The organism is Delftia sp. GW456-R20, from assembly GCF_001622915.1.
Taxonomy (GTDB): Bacteria; Pseudomonadota; Gammaproteobacteria; order Burkholderiales; family Burkholderiaceae_C; genus Comamonas; species Comamonas acidovorans.
The window spans coordinates 671,984-687,525 of sequence record NZ_LWCN01000003.1 but is presented as its reverse complement, the minus strand read 5'-3'; the positions used below and the strand labels follow the sequence as shown (position 1 = coordinate 687,525).

15 protein-coding genes are annotated in these 15,542 nt (G+C 69.1%); 6 read left to right on the top strand and 9 right to left on the bottom strand.

Features of this window, described 5'->3' with window-relative positions:
- Window positions 1-125 precede the first annotated feature (125 nt).
- A complete protein-coding gene (locus tag A4F85_RS04435) occupies window positions 126-983 on the top strand; it encodes a hypothetical protein (RefSeq protein WP_231890440.1) in 858 nt (285 codons plus the stop codon).
- On the opposite strand, the gene A4F85_RS04430 is transcribed toward A4F85_RS04435, so the two are convergent.
- From A4F85_RS04430 to A4F85_RS04390, 9 genes are all read right to left on the bottom strand, one after another.
- Window positions 980-1,774, bottom strand: coding sequence for an ABC transporter ATP-binding protein (locus A4F85_RS04430; RefSeq protein WP_063325764.1), 795 nt, complete (start codon window positions 1,772-1,774; stop codon window positions 980-982). The genes A4F85_RS04435 and A4F85_RS04430 overlap by 4 nt on opposite strands.
- Window positions 1,767-2,780, bottom strand: a complete 1,014-nt coding sequence (locus tag A4F85_RS04425) for a FecCD family ABC transporter permease (RefSeq protein WP_063325763.1) — start codon at window positions 2,778-2,780, stop codon at window positions 1,767-1,769. Before A4F85_RS04425 ends, A4F85_RS04430 begins: the two co-directional genes overlap by 8 nt.
- The gene (locus A4F85_RS04420; protein WP_063325762.1) at window positions 2,780-3,841 is read right to left on the bottom strand and encodes an iron ABC transporter substrate-binding protein; all 1,062 of its coding nucleotides are present in this window, start codon (window positions 3,839-3,841) and stop codon (window positions 2,780-2,782) included. The genes A4F85_RS04425 and A4F85_RS04420 overlap by 1 nt, the downstream gene beginning before the upstream one ends.
- 5 nt (window positions 3,842-3,846) lie before the next feature.
- Window positions 3,847-4,395, bottom strand: coding sequence for a DUF2478 domain-containing protein (locus A4F85_RS04415; RefSeq protein WP_034395316.1), 549 nt, complete (start codon window positions 4,393-4,395; stop codon window positions 3,847-3,849).
- Between the two features lie 33 nt (window positions 4,396-4,428).
- On the bottom strand, window positions 4,429-5,316 hold the full coding sequence (locus A4F85_RS04410) for a tungsten ABC transporter permease (protein WP_231890439.1): 888 nt from the start codon (window positions 5,314-5,316) through the stop codon (window positions 4,429-4,431).
- 22 nt (window positions 5,317-5,338) lie between these two features.
- Complete coding sequence (locus A4F85_RS04405) at window positions 5,339-7,420, bottom strand: TonB-dependent receptor plug domain-containing protein (protein WP_063325760.1); 2,082 nt, start codon at window positions 7,418-7,420, stop codon at window positions 5,339-5,341.
- A 191-nt stretch (window positions 7,421-7,611) separates the two neighbouring features.
- Window positions 7,612-9,552 carry an FAD-dependent 5-carboxymethylaminomethyl-2-thiouridine(34) oxidoreductase MnmC gene (gene mnmC / locus A4F85_RS04400; protein ID WP_063325759.1) on the bottom strand — a complete coding sequence of 647 codons (1,941 nt, stop codon included), beginning with the start codon at window positions 9,550-9,552 and terminating at the stop codon, window positions 7,612-7,614.
- 15 nt (window positions 9,553-9,567) lie between these two features.
- Window positions 9,568-10,236 carry a trimeric intracellular cation channel family protein gene (locus A4F85_RS04395; RefSeq protein ID WP_063325758.1) on the bottom strand — a complete coding sequence of 223 codons (669 nt, stop codon included), beginning with the start codon at window positions 10,234-10,236 and terminating at the stop codon, window positions 9,568-9,570.
- 172 nt (window positions 10,237-10,408) lie between these two features.
- Complete coding sequence (locus tag A4F85_RS04390; protein WP_012206441.1) at window positions 10,409-10,681, bottom strand: oxidative damage protection protein; 273 nt, start codon at window positions 10,679-10,681, stop codon at window positions 10,409-10,411.
- Between the two features lie 144 nt (window positions 10,682-10,825).
- Here A4F85_RS04390 and A4F85_RS04385 point away from each other — a divergent pair, with 144 nt between their 5' ends.
- The 5 genes from A4F85_RS04385 to ssuD all read left to right on the top strand — a co-directional run bounded on the left by A4F85_RS04385 (window position 10,826) and on the right by ssuD (window position 15,536).
- On the top strand, window positions 10,826-11,848 hold the full coding sequence (locus A4F85_RS04385) for a sulfate ABC transporter substrate-binding protein (RefSeq protein WP_013801660.1): 1,023 nt from the start codon (window positions 10,826-10,828) through the stop codon (window positions 11,846-11,848).
- 80 nt (window positions 11,849-11,928) lie between these two features.
- Window positions 11,929-12,099 carry a hypothetical protein gene (locus A4F85_RS30265; RefSeq protein ID WP_156516927.1) on the top strand — a complete coding sequence of 57 codons (171 nt, stop codon included), beginning with the start codon at window positions 11,929-11,931 and terminating at the stop codon, window positions 12,097-12,099.
- A gap of 157 nt (window positions 12,100-12,256) precedes the next feature.
- Window positions 12,257-13,258 (top strand): sulfonate ABC transporter substrate-binding protein, encoded by a 1,002-nt coding sequence (locus A4F85_RS04380; protein ID WP_197485444.1) that lies wholly within the window; start codon window positions 12,257-12,259, stop codon window positions 13,256-13,258.
- A 23-nt stretch (window positions 13,259-13,281) separates the two neighbouring features.
- A complete protein-coding gene (locus A4F85_RS04375) occupies window positions 13,282-14,337 on the top strand; it encodes an aliphatic sulfonate ABC transporter substrate-binding protein (protein WP_063325756.1) in 1,056 nt (351 codons plus the stop codon).
- Between the two features lie 38 nt (window positions 14,338-14,375).
- Window positions 14,376-15,536: an FMNH2-dependent alkanesulfonate monooxygenase gene (gene ssuD, locus A4F85_RS04370; RefSeq protein WP_063325755.1), complete on the top strand. Its 1,161-nt coding sequence runs from the start codon at window positions 14,376-14,378 to the stop codon at window positions 15,534-15,536.
- Window positions 15,537-15,542 lie beyond the last annotated feature (6 nt).

Here is a 15,542-nt window from a genome sequence, read left to right as displayed (position 1 = left end):
AGGCCCAGAAGCCGGCACCGCCGCAGTCCCCGTTGTCAGCAGCGCACACAGCTGACACGCCTGAACCCGGCGAATCCGCACGGGAATCAGCCTGGGATGCGTATCTGCATCGCGTGGCGGCGCAGTTGGCCGGTTCCGGCAGCGGGCGCGATCGGGCCTTTGCGGCCATCCTGATCAATCTGTCAGTCCCACCCTTCCTACAGGAGGATGCCGACAGCCGAGCCCCGCAATGGCGCCAGGCCGCCTTGGAGCGGGCCGGGCAGGACGTGCTGGCCTACCAACTGCTGGCTGCCAGCGCGCCTGAACGTGAAGGCGAGTTGCGGTCGCAGGCTGCGCGCCGCTGGCTGGCGCTGGAACCCAGCAATCTCACTGCGCTGATGTGGCAGGCGCTGGGGCCGCAGGAGTTGCTGACTGCCGCGCGCGACAGCCGCTATGCGGACCTGCACATGTATGAGGGCGTGCGCTGGATGCAGTCGGTGCTGCTGAAACACCCGCCCACGGCCGAGGAGTTGCAGGCGTTTGGAGGTGGGCAGCCCTACCGCCCCGAGGAAGGCGCTGCCATCACGGCCATGGGCATCTGGGCGGCCTTTGAACTGCCGGGCTACCGGACCTTGATCGATGCCTGCAAACCCGAAAAGCGGGGCGATGCCCCGGCGCGAGATGCCGACTGCCTGCATGTGGCGCACCTGATGACGGAACGCTCATCCACCGTGCTGGATGAGGCCTTTGGACTGGCGATACGGCGCTGGCTTGCCAGAACCCCGGCCGAGCGCGCTGCAGTGCAATCCCGGCGGCGCCAGCTGGACTGGCTGATGCACGAGTCCAACCCACTGAGCATGCAGACGGGTGGCGATCCGTTTGTCCGGCTGTTGTCCGATTCCTCCATCCACAGCGAACAGCAACTGCTGGAGCGCATGCTCAAGGACGCAGGTCGCCCGCTGCAGCCCCCGCCTGGCTGGAAGCTGCCCGTTCCCAAGCACTAGATGCCAACGCTGCGCCTGTCCAGGTCTGCCGGCAGCCGCGCCGCCACCGCCGCCTCGCTCACCCCATAGAGCGCAGCCAGCGCGGCCGGTGTCGCCACTTGCGCCGCCTCACCGCAGGCCAGCAGTCCGCCGCGGCCCAGCAGGGCGATGCGGTCGGCCACCTGCAGCGCATGCTCGGGCTGGTGGGTGGACAGCAGCACGGCCATGCCGCGTGCACGCAGCGCGGCAATCTGGTCCAGCACGCGGATCTGGTTGCCGAAGTCCAGGCTGGCCGTGGGCTCGTCCATGACCAGCAGCGCGGGCTCCTGGGCCAGGGCGCGTGCGATCAGCACCAGCTGGCGCTCGCCGCCGCTCAGCTCGGTATAGGGACGCAGCGCCAGATGGGCGATGCCCAACTGCTCCAGGCAGCCCAGCGCCAGGGCACGGTCGGCACTTGAAGGCCGGGCCAGCGCAGGCAGGCGCGCGGCACGGCCCATGAGCACCATGTCCAGCGCTTCGAAGCCGAAGACGCCGGCCTGCGCCTGGGGCACATAGCCCACGCGCCGCGCAAACTCGGCACGCGGCCAGCTGTGCACGGGCTGGCCCTGCACGCGCACCTCTCCGGCCAGCGGCGCCAGCAGGCCCAGCATGGTACGGAACAACGTGGTCTTGCCGCAGCCGTTGGGGCCCAGCAGGCACAGCACCTCGCCTGCGGCAATGGCCAGGTCCAGCCCCTGGCTGACGCGCCGGCGCCCATGGCCCGTGGCCAGGGCCAGCGTCTGCAGCACGGGTGGGGCCTGCACTTCAGTCATTGCGCCCCGTGCGCGACAGCAGGTAAAGAAAGAAGGGCGCGCCGACCAGGGCCGTGAGAATGCCCAGTGGCAGCTCGATGCGTGCCGCGCTGCGCGCCAGCGTGTCGGCTGCAACTACGAAGCCCGCGCCCAGCAGCGCCGAGGCCGGCAGCAGGCGCACGAAATTGGGGCCGACCAGCAGGCGCGCCACATGCGGCACCACCAGCCCCACCCAGCCGACGATGCCGGCCAGCGATACGGCGGCCGCCGTGCCCAGCGTGGCACAGGCCACCAGCAGCAGGCGCAGGCGTGCCACGGGCACGCCCAGGGCCAGCGCCTCCTCGTCAGGCAGGCCCAGCAGGTTGATGCGCCAGCGCAGCAGCATCAGGGGCAGCAGGGCGCACAGCATCACGGGTGCCGTGGCACCCAGCTCGGGCAGGGTCACGGCGCTCAGGCCGCCCATGAGCCAGAAGGTGATGGATGGCAGCTGCGTATTGGGGTCGGCCAGCGTCTTGACCAGGGCGATGCCCGCGCCCAGCAGCGCGCCCAGCGCAATGCCGGCCAGCACCAGGACCAGCACGGGGTCATGGCGGCGCACGCTGGCGCTGATGGCCACCACCACGGCCACAGCGGCCAGCCCGCCGCCAAAGGCCAGGGCCTGCACGGCCGCCATGGTCCAGCCCAGGAAGATGCCCAGCACCGCGCCCAGGCCGGCACCGGCCGAGACGCCCAGGATGTCGGGCGAGACCAGCGGGTTGCGGAACATGCCCTGGTAGGCCGCACCCGCCGCTGCCAGCGTGGCGCCCACGGCCAGGCCTGCGGCGATGCGTGGCAGGCGGATGTTCCAGAGCACGATCTCGGCGCTGGCGGACAAGGGCGAGGCAGTGCCCATTGCGTGCGCCAGCAGCGACTGCCACAGCTGCTGCGGCGCGATGGAGAACTGACCCGCCGCCAGTGCCCACAGCAGCACGGCGGCCAGCAAGGCCAGCGCGAGCACCCACCCCAGGCGGCGGCCTGTGGCAGGCATCAACGCGCAGTCTCCATCAGCCTGCCCAGCGCTGCGGGCGACAGGTCGGCGCCATAGAACAGGCGGTAGAAGTCGCGCACCTCGCGTTCCAACGGCGGCAGTCCCTGCAGTGCCGGCGCCTGCGGGTGGAGCTTTTGCAGCAGCCAGCGCACGCCGATCAGCCGGTTGACGCCGGGCGGACCATCCAGCCAGCCGAAGGGCCAGACCGGCGCGCAGTGCACGCGGCCCGAGCGCACGGCGGCCACGCCGCGCCACAGCGGGTCCTGGCGCATGCGCTCGGCAAGGCCGGGTTCCTGCGTGACGATGACCTGCGGGTCCCAGGCCAGGATCTGCTCCATGGACACGCGTGTCAGTCCGCCGCGCCCTGCGTCGGCCGCCACATTGAGCCCGCCCGCGTACTCGATGGCTTCCACATTGATGGAGCCCGCCAGCCCTGTCTCCAGGCCATTGGCGCTGCGTGCGAAATACACGCGCGGGCGCTCGGCCGGTGCCAGGCCCTGGGTGGCACGCTGCGCCAGCGCCGCCACGGCATCGGCATGGCGGGCCAGGGTTTCGCCACGTGCGGCCTCGCCCAGCAAGGCGCCAACCTCGCGCAACTGGCGTGCGTGGTCGGCCAGCGAGCCCTGGATCAGCACGCAGGGCAGGCCGGTCTGGCGCGCCAGCCGCTCGGTGGCCGAGATATAGGGGGCATCGGCCGTGCCGGCGTCCAGCACCAGGTCGGGCTGCAGCTTCAGCAGCGACTCCAGCGGCATGGTGCTGCCGCGCCCGGACAGGCGGCCCAGGTGCGGCAGCGCCTGCAGCGTGGGCCCAAGGTAGGTGCGCGAGACATCGTCCAGCTGCTGGGGCCAGCCCAGCAGCTTGTGCGGTGCCAGCGTGGCCACCAGCACGCCTGCGGGGGGGCCGGCAGCAAACACCCGGCGCACTTTGGTCGCGTCCGGTATCTGGCCTATGCGCGCGGCAATGGTCGTGGTCTGGGCATGGCCGGGAACAAGAGCCGATGAGGCCAGCGCCGCCATGGCCTGGCCCAGCCAGCGGCGGCGGGTGAACAGAAGATCGGTCATGAAAATCAGGGGATGGGGCTGGCGCAGCCACGGCGCTCAAGCTGTGCCTGGCACCATTGCTCTATCTGCACCTCATCGGCTGCCAGCTCGGCATGCAGGCTGCCGGTGTACCTGCGCCAGTCTTCAAGATGGCGGGCCGCGACGGCCGTGAGCACGGGCGTGCCGGCCTCGACAAAGGCCGCGAATTCGGCGGCAAAGCCCTGGCCCGAGGCCTCGACGATGCCGAAGCGGTTGATCACCACCAGATCCACGCCATCGTCCAGCGCCTGGCGCAGCACGGCGCTGGCCTGGGCCAGGGCCTGGGGGTTGAGGCTGCAGGCGCGCGAGGCGCAGCCCAGGTCCTGGGACAGCTCGAATTGGCGGTCACTGCGCAGGTCGAACAGCTGCATGCGCTTGTTGCCGTTGGCATAGCGGTCCTGGCGATGCACCAGGCCGCCCACCCGCCAGCCCGCGCCTTGCAGGCGGCGTGCCACGCGTTCGAGCAGCAGCTCCATTGCATGTTCGTCGTCGGGATGGACCAGGGCGGCCAGGGGCAGGGTGGCAGGTGAGTTCATGGCATGCGGTGCTTGTGGAATCCAGGCAGGTTTTTACTCCTGGCCGCCGCCGGTGTCGTTGACCAGGGGCATGCTGTCGCGCCCGAAGATCCAGGGACCTCCGGCTGCCACATTGGCCAGCGCCAGTTCCTGCTGGCCCGGCGCGGACAGCAGATGCTCGGCCAGCCGTTGCGCGCTGCGGCGCTGGCGGGCGTCGGCCGGATGGCGCGGCCCGGGCGTGAGCAGCACATAGGGCCGGCGCATCAGCGGGTCGCCGTGCAGCAGCAGCTCGATGCCGGGCGCGCCCATCTTGCCGAAATGCAGCGGGATATGGCCGACCACGGCATAGGCCTGGAGCTCGGCCGCCAACTGCAGCACGGCCTGGGGGCGCGGCCCGGTGTCGGCGCGCAGCCAGCGGGCGTCCGGCCGTATGCCGGCGCGGCGCCACAGGCGCTGGACCACGGTATAGCTGCCGGGGTCGCGCAGCGCGATGAAGGGTGAGCCGCTGGCAACGATGCGGCGCATGGCCTCCACGCCATCGGCCGCGCCGCGCACGCGGGCCGGGTCGTGGGCAGGACCGGCGAACACATGCTCGTTCCAGCCCCAGACCCGCGCGGCCGATGCCAGGCCGGCAGCCTCCAGCGACATGGCTTCGTCGCTGGCGTGGATCAGCAGCAGCTGGGCGCGGCCCTGGGCCATGGCGGGAATCACGCCCTCCTTGGGCGCGGCAACGGCGGTGCGCACGGACAGGCCCAGGCTGCGGCCCGCCATGTCGGCCAGGCGCGGCCAGACGCCGCACAGCGACAGGCCGCCGACCACGGCCACGTCGACGCTGACAGCTTCTGCCGGCAGGCTGGCGCAGCTGCTCAGGGCGGCCAGCGCGGGCAGGGCACCCAGCAGGCGGCGGCGAGGGTGGCAGATCGGTTCCATGGAATCGGGCACGGGCACAGTCTCCGACCCGGCTTCAGAAGCGATAGCCCAGGTTGACATACCAGCTGCGGCCCGGCATGGGCAGGCCGTCATCGAACTGGTACCACTTGTCGCCGATATTGGCCACGCCAAAGTCCACGGTGATGTCGCTGCGCGGCTTGTAGCGTGCGCGCAGGTTGGCAATGCCGTAGCCGGGCAGTTTGAGCGTCTGCAACTGGCCGCTGCCAGACAGCGGAACGTAGCGGCCCTTCTCGGTCTCGACCTCGGCATTGAATTCCCACTGCGCCAGCGGACGCCACTGGACACCGGCCAGCAGGCGGTGGCGCGGCGTGTTGGTCAGCGTGATGCTGGAGTCGCTGGTGTTGCGGCGGTTCAGGTAGGTGTAGCCGGCGTTCACGCCCCATTGCGCGGACAGTTGCTGGGCCAGGGACAGCTCCATGCCGATGTTGCGCGTGCGCCCCACGTTCTGCGCCTGGTTGCAGGTGGTGCCGCCGCATTCGGCCGAGGCCACGACCACGGTCTGGATCTGGTTGCGCACGCGGCTGTAGAACAGCGCGGCCTGGCCCTGGCCGCCCTGCCAGGGCGAGCCGCTGACGCCCAGCTCCAAGTGGTTGGCCGTCTCGGGCTGCAGGTCGGGGTTGGCCAGGGCCGTGCCCATGCGTGCCGAGTAGCGGTCCTTGATGGTGGGAAAGCGCGTCTTGTGCGAGGCGATGAAATACGCCTCGCTGCCACCGCCCAGCGCATAGCCGAGCTTGGCCACGCCATTGGTGGCGCTGGCGGAGCCCGTGGGCCACTGGTAGACCTCGCGCGCATCGCGCTGGTCGTGGCTGAGCGCCAGGTTCAGGCTCCAGCGCTCGGCCAGGGAGATCGTGTCCTCGACCACCAGCGAGCGCGTTACGTCGCGGTAGTGCTTGCTGGGGTCCTTGGCCGAGGCGGCATCGGTGTGCTCGTCGATCTTGTAGTGCGCGCCCAGGCGCAGCGCATGGCCCTTGAAACTGTAGTTGGCCCACTCGACGCTGGCGCCTTGGCTCACGTCCTTGTAGCTGCTGGTGGGGTCATGGCGCGAGTAGCTCGCGTCCGTGTACATGTCCAGGCCGTTTTGGTAGGTGTCGTGGTAGATGCGCGTCTTGAGCAGGTTGTCGGCATTGATGCGCGTGGTGCTCAGGAAGTACACGCTGTCTTTGTCCCAGTAGGGCCAGCGCCAGTAGCGGATGACGTTCTTGCCCGCGGCGCTGCCGGTATACACGGGGTTGCCCTTCTCGCCTTCCTGGCGCACATAGCCCAGCGCGTATTCGTCCGTGGCATTGGGCGTCAGGCCCAGCTTGAACGACAGCCGCTTGTCCGTGCGGTAGGCGTTGTCGCGGTAGTTGCCCGTGTCGGTGGGCTGCTTCTTGAAGTCCTTGAAGCCCTTGGGCAGCGGAAAACTGTCCGCGTCCAGGTAGGAGGCGCCCAGCTGGTAGTACCAGGTGCCCAGGTTGCCGCCCAGGTTCACGGCGGCCTTGCGTTCGCCGCCTGCGCCTGCGCCGATGCGCGCATCGCCCTCGAAGGATTTGACGGGCTTGCGCGTGACCAGGTTGATGGCGCCGCCCAGCGTATTGGGGCCATACATCAGCGAGGCGCCGGCCTTGGCCACGCGGATCTCGGACAGGTCGAAGGTGGTGAAGCGGCCGAAGTCCACATAGCCGTCATAGGGCACGTACAACGGCACGCCGTCCACGAAGACCGGCACCTGGCGCGGATCGAAGCCGCGCAGGTAGATCATTTCCTCGTTGCGATTGTTGCGCGACAGCGCGGCGCCCGGCAGCAGGCGCACGGCGTCGGCCACGGTGTCGGCATTGCGCTGGCGCATCTCGGCGGCGTCCAGTCGCTGTTCATCGCCGGATATGGCCTGTGCTTCATCACGCGCACCGTGCACATCGACCGTGCCCAACTGGAAGGTCTGCGAAGCCTGTGCTGCAGGCGCACCCGATTGGGCCTCGACCTGGGCTTGCGCCTGCGTGCTGGCGGCCAGGCCTGCGAGCAGCAGGGCGTGTGTCAGAGTGGAGCGAAGGCGGAACGAGGGTGAGCAGAGGGCGGGTAAGGATGCGGGAGCGCAGGAGCGGGGCTGGCGGGTCACGGTTTCAGGTTCTTGTGTGGTTGAACGCGGGGAGCGGCTGGTTGTTTCCTTTTGAAAACAGGTTCCGGATTCTAGCGATATGCACTAAAAAACATAACGAGTGACAAAAAACCGTCTGCGGGAAGACTCGGGTTTTCTTTCAGGCCGTTGTGTGAATGCCGGGCCGTTCAGCTGCCGGGCGGTTCAACGGCTCAGCGCCTGCGGCCCAGGCGCTCGCTGGCCAGGGCAGCCGCCAGCCTGGCGTCCAGGGGCAGCGGTTCGTCGTGCAGGCGTGCTGCCAGCAGCTCGCCGCACAGCAGCGACAGGGTGAGCCCGCGCGAGCCCATGGCCGTCAGCGCCCACAGGCCGGGAGCCTGATCGGACACCGGTCCGACCACGGGCAGCCGGTCTGGCGAGGCCACGCGCACGGCGCCCCAGGTGGCGCGCGGTGGCGCGTCGAAGAAGCCTTGCAGGCCCTGGTAGGCACGTGGCAGCAGCTGCGCCAGCTTGGCGCCATTGGCTGCATGGGCGGCGGCCTGGTCTTCGGGACTTGGCGGCAGCACGGTCTCGTCGCGCTCGAAGGTCGATCCCATGACCCAGCCTGGCCCGGCTGCATCGCCGGGCAGCGGCATGGCAGGCACCAGGTTGCCATGGCCGTTGACGGGAAAGGGCGGCATGGCCTGCGCGCTGGCCGGGGTGTGCACATCCCAGCTGACCTGGCCGCGAATGGGCTGCAGCGGCCAGGTGGCCTGCGCGCCCAGGCTGTGCTCCAGCAGCGCATTGGTTGCGGGGCCCAGGGCGAGAACGACCAGTTCAGCCTCGGCCAGCAGATTGCCCTGTGCATCCAGGGCCTGCCAGACGGGCGCGCCACCGGCTGTGTCGGTGCATGCAAGACGCGCCACGCAGGCGCGGCCCTGCCAGCGCACGCCCGGCAGCGCCAGCTGCGCCTGCACCAGCCGCGCCGGGCGCACCCAGCCGGCCTGCACATGCCAGCAGGCAGGGGCGTCGGCGGGCAGGCCGGCCGCCGAGAGTTGATCGGCGCTGGCGGGACGGCTCCAGTGGTCGCCCGGGCCGGGGGATTGCCAGTCGCGCGGCAGCCGCGGGGCGGCTTCCACGCCGTGCTCCAGCACGCCGGTATCGCACCAGTCCGTGCCCGGTTGCAGCAGGCCCTGGCCGGAGAGCATTTGCAGCTGCGCCAGGGTCAGGCGTGCGCCGTCGCGGCTCAGGCGGGACAGCAGGCTGTCATCGGGCGAGACATGGGGGCAGAACAGGCCCGCGGGCAGGGCCGAGGCGCCCGCTGCAGGCGCGTCGGCAGCATCCAGCACGGTGACCTGCCAGCCACGGCGCGACAGGCTGGCGGCGGCGGCCGCGCCGGCGATGCCTGCACCCAGCACCATGCAGCGCCGTGGGGTGATGGCTTCCTGCGGCTGTGCACGCGGCCCGCGCGGCCCACGCGGTTGCCAGGCCGGGTCAAAGACGGCATGCAGGTTGTGGCGCTTGGGGCGCACGCCATCCACCTTGCGCACCTGAAAGCCGTGCTGGGCCAGGCCATCGCGCACCGTACGCGCCACGCACCAGGTGGACAGCTGCGTGCCGCGCCGGCAATGGCGCGCCAGCGCGCGCAGGGTGTCGGCGCTCCAGAGGTCGGGGTTGAGTTCCGGCGTGAAGCCGTCCAGGTAGATGCTGTCGGCCGTGAGCTGCTGGCGCCGCAGCATGGCCTGGGCATCGCCGATGTACAGCGTCAGCAGCACGCGCCCTTGCTCGAAGGCGAGGCGGTGCACGCCGGGCAGCAGGCCCTGGAACCGGGTGACCAGCTCTTCGGCCAGCAGGCGCAATCCTGGCTCGCCCGGCATGGCCTGGCGCATGGCGTCGGCACTGACGGGAAAGGCCTCGGCCGAGACGAAATGCAGCAGCCTCGGGCGCCGGGGATCGGCCTTCCAGGCTTCCCAGGCAACGAGGAAATTCAGTCCGAACCCGAAACCGGTCTCCAGGATGCGCCATTGCGGCGCATCGGCCCAGGCCGCCGGCAGGCCGCAGCCGCCCAGAAAGACGTGGCGGGCCTGGTCCAGGCCGCCGAGTTCGCTGTGGTAGCGGTCGCCGAAGCGCGGGCTATAGGGCGTGCCATCGGGCAGCCAGTCAATGGGTTCGGACATGGGCAAGGGGCAGAACTACTCCTCCCAGCGCTGCTGGTAGGAGAACACGGGCAGCCGCCACTTGAAGCGGATGGCAGCCAGGCGCAGCGTGAGTCCGCCGGCAAAGCAGACGACGGTGCTGAGGTTGGAGCCCACTTCCAGCGTGCGCAGTCCCAGGAACAGCAGGCACACGGTCAGGGACACGCTGGCGTACAGCTCGCGCCGGAAGACGACCGGCACCTGGTTGCACAGCACGTCGCGCAGAATGCCGCCGCTGATGCCGGTCAGCATGCCCGACATCACCACCACCACGGGCGGGTAGCCCAGCTCCAGCGCCACGTTGCAGCCGATCAGCGAGAAGGCGATCAGCCCCATGGCGTCCAGCAACAGAAAGACCTGCTTGAGATGGTGCATGTGGCGTGCCACGACGATGGTCAGCAGCCCGGCCGAGATGACCAGGTAGACATATTCAGGGTGCTGCGTCCAGCCGATGGGGTAGTGGCCCAGCACCATGTCGCGGATGGTGCCGCCGCCTAGCGCGGTGACGAAGGCGATCACGGCCACGCCGAAGATGTCCATGTTGCGCCGGCCCGCCGCCAGCGCGCCCGACATGGCTTCGGCCGTGATGGCCACGAGGTAGATCACCAGCATGACGGTGAACTGCGATGCCTGGAACGATTCCAGCAGGGAGACGGATGGAAGCACGGAAAACCTCGGATGAAGACCGGCCCGCGCCGCAGGGTGTGCGGCCACTGCGCCGTCCAGCGCAAGAAGGCGGGCATTGTAGGCGGTCTCTGGGCGGCGGCCGTTTGCGGCACCGCAAATGAAACCGCCCCCGGCGCGGTGCGACGGGGGCGGTGAAAGGGCACGAAGCGGCTCAGGCCGTAGGAGGCACGTAGCCGGCCGCCGCATCGGCGCCGCCGCCGAAGAAGTGGTTTTCCATCTGGCGGGCCAGGTACTGGCGTGCGCGGGCGTCGGCCAGGTTCAGGCGGTTTTCGTTGACCAGCATCGTCTGGTGCTTGAGCCAGTCGGCCCAGGCCTGCTTGCTCACGCCTTCAAAAATGCGCTTGCCCAGCTCGCCGGGGTAGGGCGGGAAATCCAGGCCTTCAGCGTCAACGCCAAGCTTGATGCAGTGAACGGTACGTGCCATGGGGAATTGAGTCCTTGTCTTGTGGAGATTCAGATGTTTTGGGAATAACAAACTGAAATCTTATTGGTTTGAGTTTTAAGAGTTGGCTTTGAGAATGCTTTCCACGGCACCAGACCGTCGTCTCCACTCTCTACCGACACTCCAATGAAAATTCGCCGCCACTTTATCAAGTTTCCTGTCGCCGCCGGCCTGATCGCGGGCTTGACCCTGTCGGCTCTGCCGGCGTTGGCCCAGTCGGTGCAACTGCTCAATGTCTCCTACGATCCGACGCGCGAGCTGTACGTGGAGTACAACCAGGCCTTCGCCAAGCACTGGAAGGCCAAGAGCGGCCAGGACGTGAGCGTCAAGCAGTCGCACGGCGGCTCGGGCAAGCAGGCGCGTTCCATCATCGACGGCATCGACGCCGACGTGGCCACGCTGGCGCTGGCCGGCGACATCGATGCCCTGGTCAAGAACGGCAACCTGCTCAAGGCCGACTGGCAAAAGCGCCTGCCGCACAACTCGGCGCCCTACAGCTCCACCATCGTCTTCCTGGTGAAGAAGGGCAATCCCAAGAACCTCAAGGACTGGGACGACCTGGTCAAGCCCGGTGTGCAGGTGATCACGCCCAACCCCAAGACCAGCGGCGGTGCGCGCTGGAACTACCTGGCCGCCTGGGAATTCGCCAAGCGCAAGTACGGCGGCGACGCACAGGCCAAGGACTTCATCGGCAAGCTGTTCAAGAACGTGCCCGTGCTGGACACGGGCGCGCGCGGCGCCACCATCACCTTCGTGCAGCGCGGCGTGGGCGATGTGCTGCTGGCCTGGGAGAACGAGGCCTTCCTGGCACTCAAGGAGTTCGGTCCCGAGAAGTTCCAGATCGTCGTGCCTTCGCTGTCCATCCTGGCCGAGCCTTCGGTGGCCGTGGTCGACAAGGTCGTGGACAAGAAGGGCACGCGCGCCGTGGCCGAGGAGTACCTGAAGTACCTGTACTCCGAGGAAGGCCAGCGCATCGCCGGCCGCAACTACTACCGTCCCACCGATGCCAAGGTCAAGGCCGAGTTCGCGGACAAGTTCCCCAAGCTGGAGCTGGTCACCATCGACCAGGCCTTTGGCGGCTGGGCCAAGGCCGACAAGGACCACTTTGCCGATGGCGGCAGCTTCGACCAGATCTACACCAAGAAGTGAGTGCGGCGCGCCGGCCCGGCCGGCGCCCACCCACTGATTCACCCGCTTTCCCAGACCCCTGCCAACCCCCACGATCCGCCATGTCCATCTTCCTGACCTCCCGCCACTCTTTGCAGGCCGCGCGCCGCACGGCGCAGGCAGGCGTGCGGATGCACAAGGCAGGAGTGGCAGGCAAGGCAGGCGTGGTGGCATCCAGCTCTTTTCTTCGCTTCGAGACCATGGCCTTCGCCAGCCGGCGATGTAGCACCTGACGACTCCGTGCGGTGCGCCTGCAGGCCCGGCCCTGCAGTCGGCTGCCCCTTGCTCCGCCTTCCCTTTTTTTGTTTTCTGGCTGCATGCCGCGCGCATGCATGGGCAGCGCTTTGCCTGCGCCACGCACCACGCACCACTCTTCCAAGGATGTCCGTCATGGTCTCGTTTGATTCTTTCCCCCGACACACAGCCAACTGGCGCCGACGCCAACTGCTGGGCGCGGGCCTTGCCGCAGCAGTCGCCACGGTGGGCGGCCCGGCCCTGGCCCAGGACAAGGCGGGTGACCGCGTGCTGCGCGTGGGCCACCAAAAGGGCTGGCTGTCCATCCTGAAGAGCCGGGGTACGCTGGAAAAGCGGCTGGCGCCGCTGGGCGTGTCGGTGCGCTGGATCGAGTTCAACGCCGGCCCCGTGCAGTTGGAGGCGCTGAACGTGGGCTCCATCGACTTCGGCGATGTGGGCGAGGCCCCGCCCATCTTTGCGCAGGCTGCAGGCGCACCCCTGGTCTATGCGGGCGCCACCGTGCCGCGCCCCGGGCTGGAGGCGGTGATCGTGCCCAAGGACTCGTCCATCCGCAGCGTGCAGGACCTCAAGGGCAAGCGCGTGGCCTACAACAAGGGCTCGAACGTGCAGTACTTCCTGGTCAAGCTGCTGGAAAAGCACGGCCTGAAGTACGGCGATGTGCAGTCCGTCTTCCTGGCGCCGGCCGATGCGCGCGCCGCCTTCGAGCGCGGCTCCGTCGATGCCTGGCTGATCTGGGACCCCTTCCTGGCTGCCGCGCAAAAGACGCTGGACGCCCGCCTGCTGGCCGATGCCACGGGCGTGGTCAACAACCGCGCCTACTACTTCACCTCGCGCGATTTCGCCACGCGCAATGCCGATGTGCTGCGCATTGCCATCGAAGAGGTCGATGGGATTGACCGCTGGGCCTCGAAGAACCAGACGGCCGCTGCCGCCGAGCTGTCCAGCATCCTGGGCCTGGACAAGTCCATCACCGAGCTGTACCTGAGCCGCGCACGCTTCGGCACCTCGTCCGTGACGCGCGAGATCCTGGCCGAGCAGCAGCAGATCGCCGACACCTTCTTCGAGCTCAAGCTCATCCCCCGCAAGCTCAACCTGCTGCATGCCGCGCCGGTGGACCTGATCGCGTCGCGCCCCTGAGCCCACTGCAAGGAGTCCGCACCATGAATGCCAATTCCAAGAAGCCCCGCCTGGACCGCGTGCGCCGCCAGGCCCTGAAACTGCTGGGCACCACCGCCTTCAGCTGGAGCCTGGTCGGCCAGTACGCACGCGCCGAGACGCCGGCCGCCGTGGCCGGGCCCGAGCAGTTGCGCATCGGCTACCAGAAGTCGGCCGTCAACCTGGTCATCCTCAAGCAGCAAGGCGTGCTGGAAAAGCGCTTTGCGGGCACCAAGGTCAGCTGGCTGGAGTTTCCGGCCGGCCCCCAACTGCTGGAGGCCCTGGCCGCTGGCAGCCTGGATTTCGGCCTGACCGGCGATTCACCCCCGGTCTTTGCCCAGGCCGCGGGCCGCGACCTGCTGTACGTGGGCGCTGAGCCACCCAAGCCCGAAAGCTCGGCCATCCTCGTGCCATCGGACTCGCCGCTGCGCGCCCTGGCCGACCTCAAGGGCCGGCGCGTGGCGCTGCAAAAAGGCTCCAGCGCCCATTACCTGCTGGTGCGCGCGCTGGACAAGGCGGGCCTGGCCTGGAACGAGATCCAGCCCGTGTACCTGGCCCCGGCCGATGCGCGCGCCGCCTTCGAGCGCAAGAGCGTGGATGCCTGGGCCATCTGGGACCCGTTCTACGCGGCCACCGAGCTGGCTATTCGCCCGCGCGTGCTGGCCAATGGCGAAGGCCTGTCGGGCAACGCCTCGTTCTACCTGGCCGCGCGCGGACTGGTGGAGCGCCATCCGCAGGTGCTGCGCGCGCTGTTCGACGAGCTCACGCGCGCCGATCGCCTGGCCCAGAGCGCACGCCAGGAGGCCGTGGCCCTGGTGGCCGGCTTCAGCGGCCTGGATGCGGCGGTGGTCAGCCGCTTCATTGCGCGCCGGCCCAGCTCCCCCGTGGGCCTGCTGGCTGCGCAGACCGTGGTGGACCAGCAGCGCGTGGCCGATGCATTTTTTCGGCTGGGCCTGATTCCGCGCCAGGTACAGGTGGCCGACATCGTCTGGCGGCCCTCGGCGGCCGAGTACGCGCGGCTGGCCGAGCCTGCGGCGGCACGGCCTTCTTCCGCCCTTTGATCCCCTTCCTCGATTCCGTCCCCTGACTGGAGCAGCGCATGCAGGTTTTCTGGTTCATTCCCACCCACGGCGACAGCCGCTACCTCGGCACGGCCGAGGGCGCCCGCCCGCTCAGCCACGACTATGTCAAGCAGGTCGCCATCGCGGCCGACAGCCTGGGCTACGAGGGCGTGCTGATTCCCACGGGCCGCTCCTGCGAGGACCCCTGGGTCGTCGCCTCCAGCCTGATTCCGGTCACCAAGCGCCTGAAGTTCCTGGTCGCCGTGCGGCCCGGCCTGCATCAGCCCAGCCTGGCGGCGCGCATGGCGGCCTCGTTCGACCGCCTGTCGGGCGGGCGGCTGCTGATCAACCTGGTCACGGGCGGCGACCGCGCCGAGCTGGAGGGCGACGGCGTTTTCCTCGACCATGCGCAGCGCTACGAGCAATCGGCCGAGTTCATCCGCATTTGGCGCGAGATCCTTGAGCGCAGCCATGAGGGCGGCACGCTCGACTACGAAGGTGAACACCTCTCGGTCAAGGGCGCCAAGCTGTTGTTCCCGCCGCTGCAAAAGCCGTATCCGCCCGTGTACTTCGGCGGTTCGTCCGAGGCCGCGCACGACCTGGCCGCCGAGCAGGTCGATGCCTACCTGACCTGGGGCGAGCCCCCGGCCGAGGTGGCCAAAAAGATTGCCGATGTGCGCGAGAAGGCGGCGCGCCATGGCCGCAGCGTGAAGTTCGGCATCCGCCTGCACGTCATCGTGCGCGAGACCGAGGAGGAGGCCTGGGCCGATGCCGATCGCCTGATCAGCCGCCTCAAGGACGAGACCGTGGTCCAGGCCCAGGCCGCCTTCGCGCGCATGGACTCGGAAGGCCAGCGCCGCATGGCCGCCCTGCATGCCGGCGGCAGCCGCCGCACGCGCGCCGAGCTGGAGATCAGCCCCAACCTCTGGGCCGGCGTGGGCCTGGTGCGCGGCGGCGCGGGCACGGCCCTGGTGGGCGATGCGCAGACCGTGGCCGACCGCATCAAGGAGTACGCGGACCTGGGCATAGACACCTTCGTGCTGTCCGGCTATCCGCACCTGGAAGAGGCCTACCGCTTTGCCGAACTGGTCTTCCCGCTGCTGCCGCTGTCCGTGCGCGACAGGCTGGCTGGCGGCGTGGGCGGGCCGCTGGGCGAGACCGTTGCCAACCTGTACTCGCCGCGCGCGTCGCAAAGCTGAGGGAGT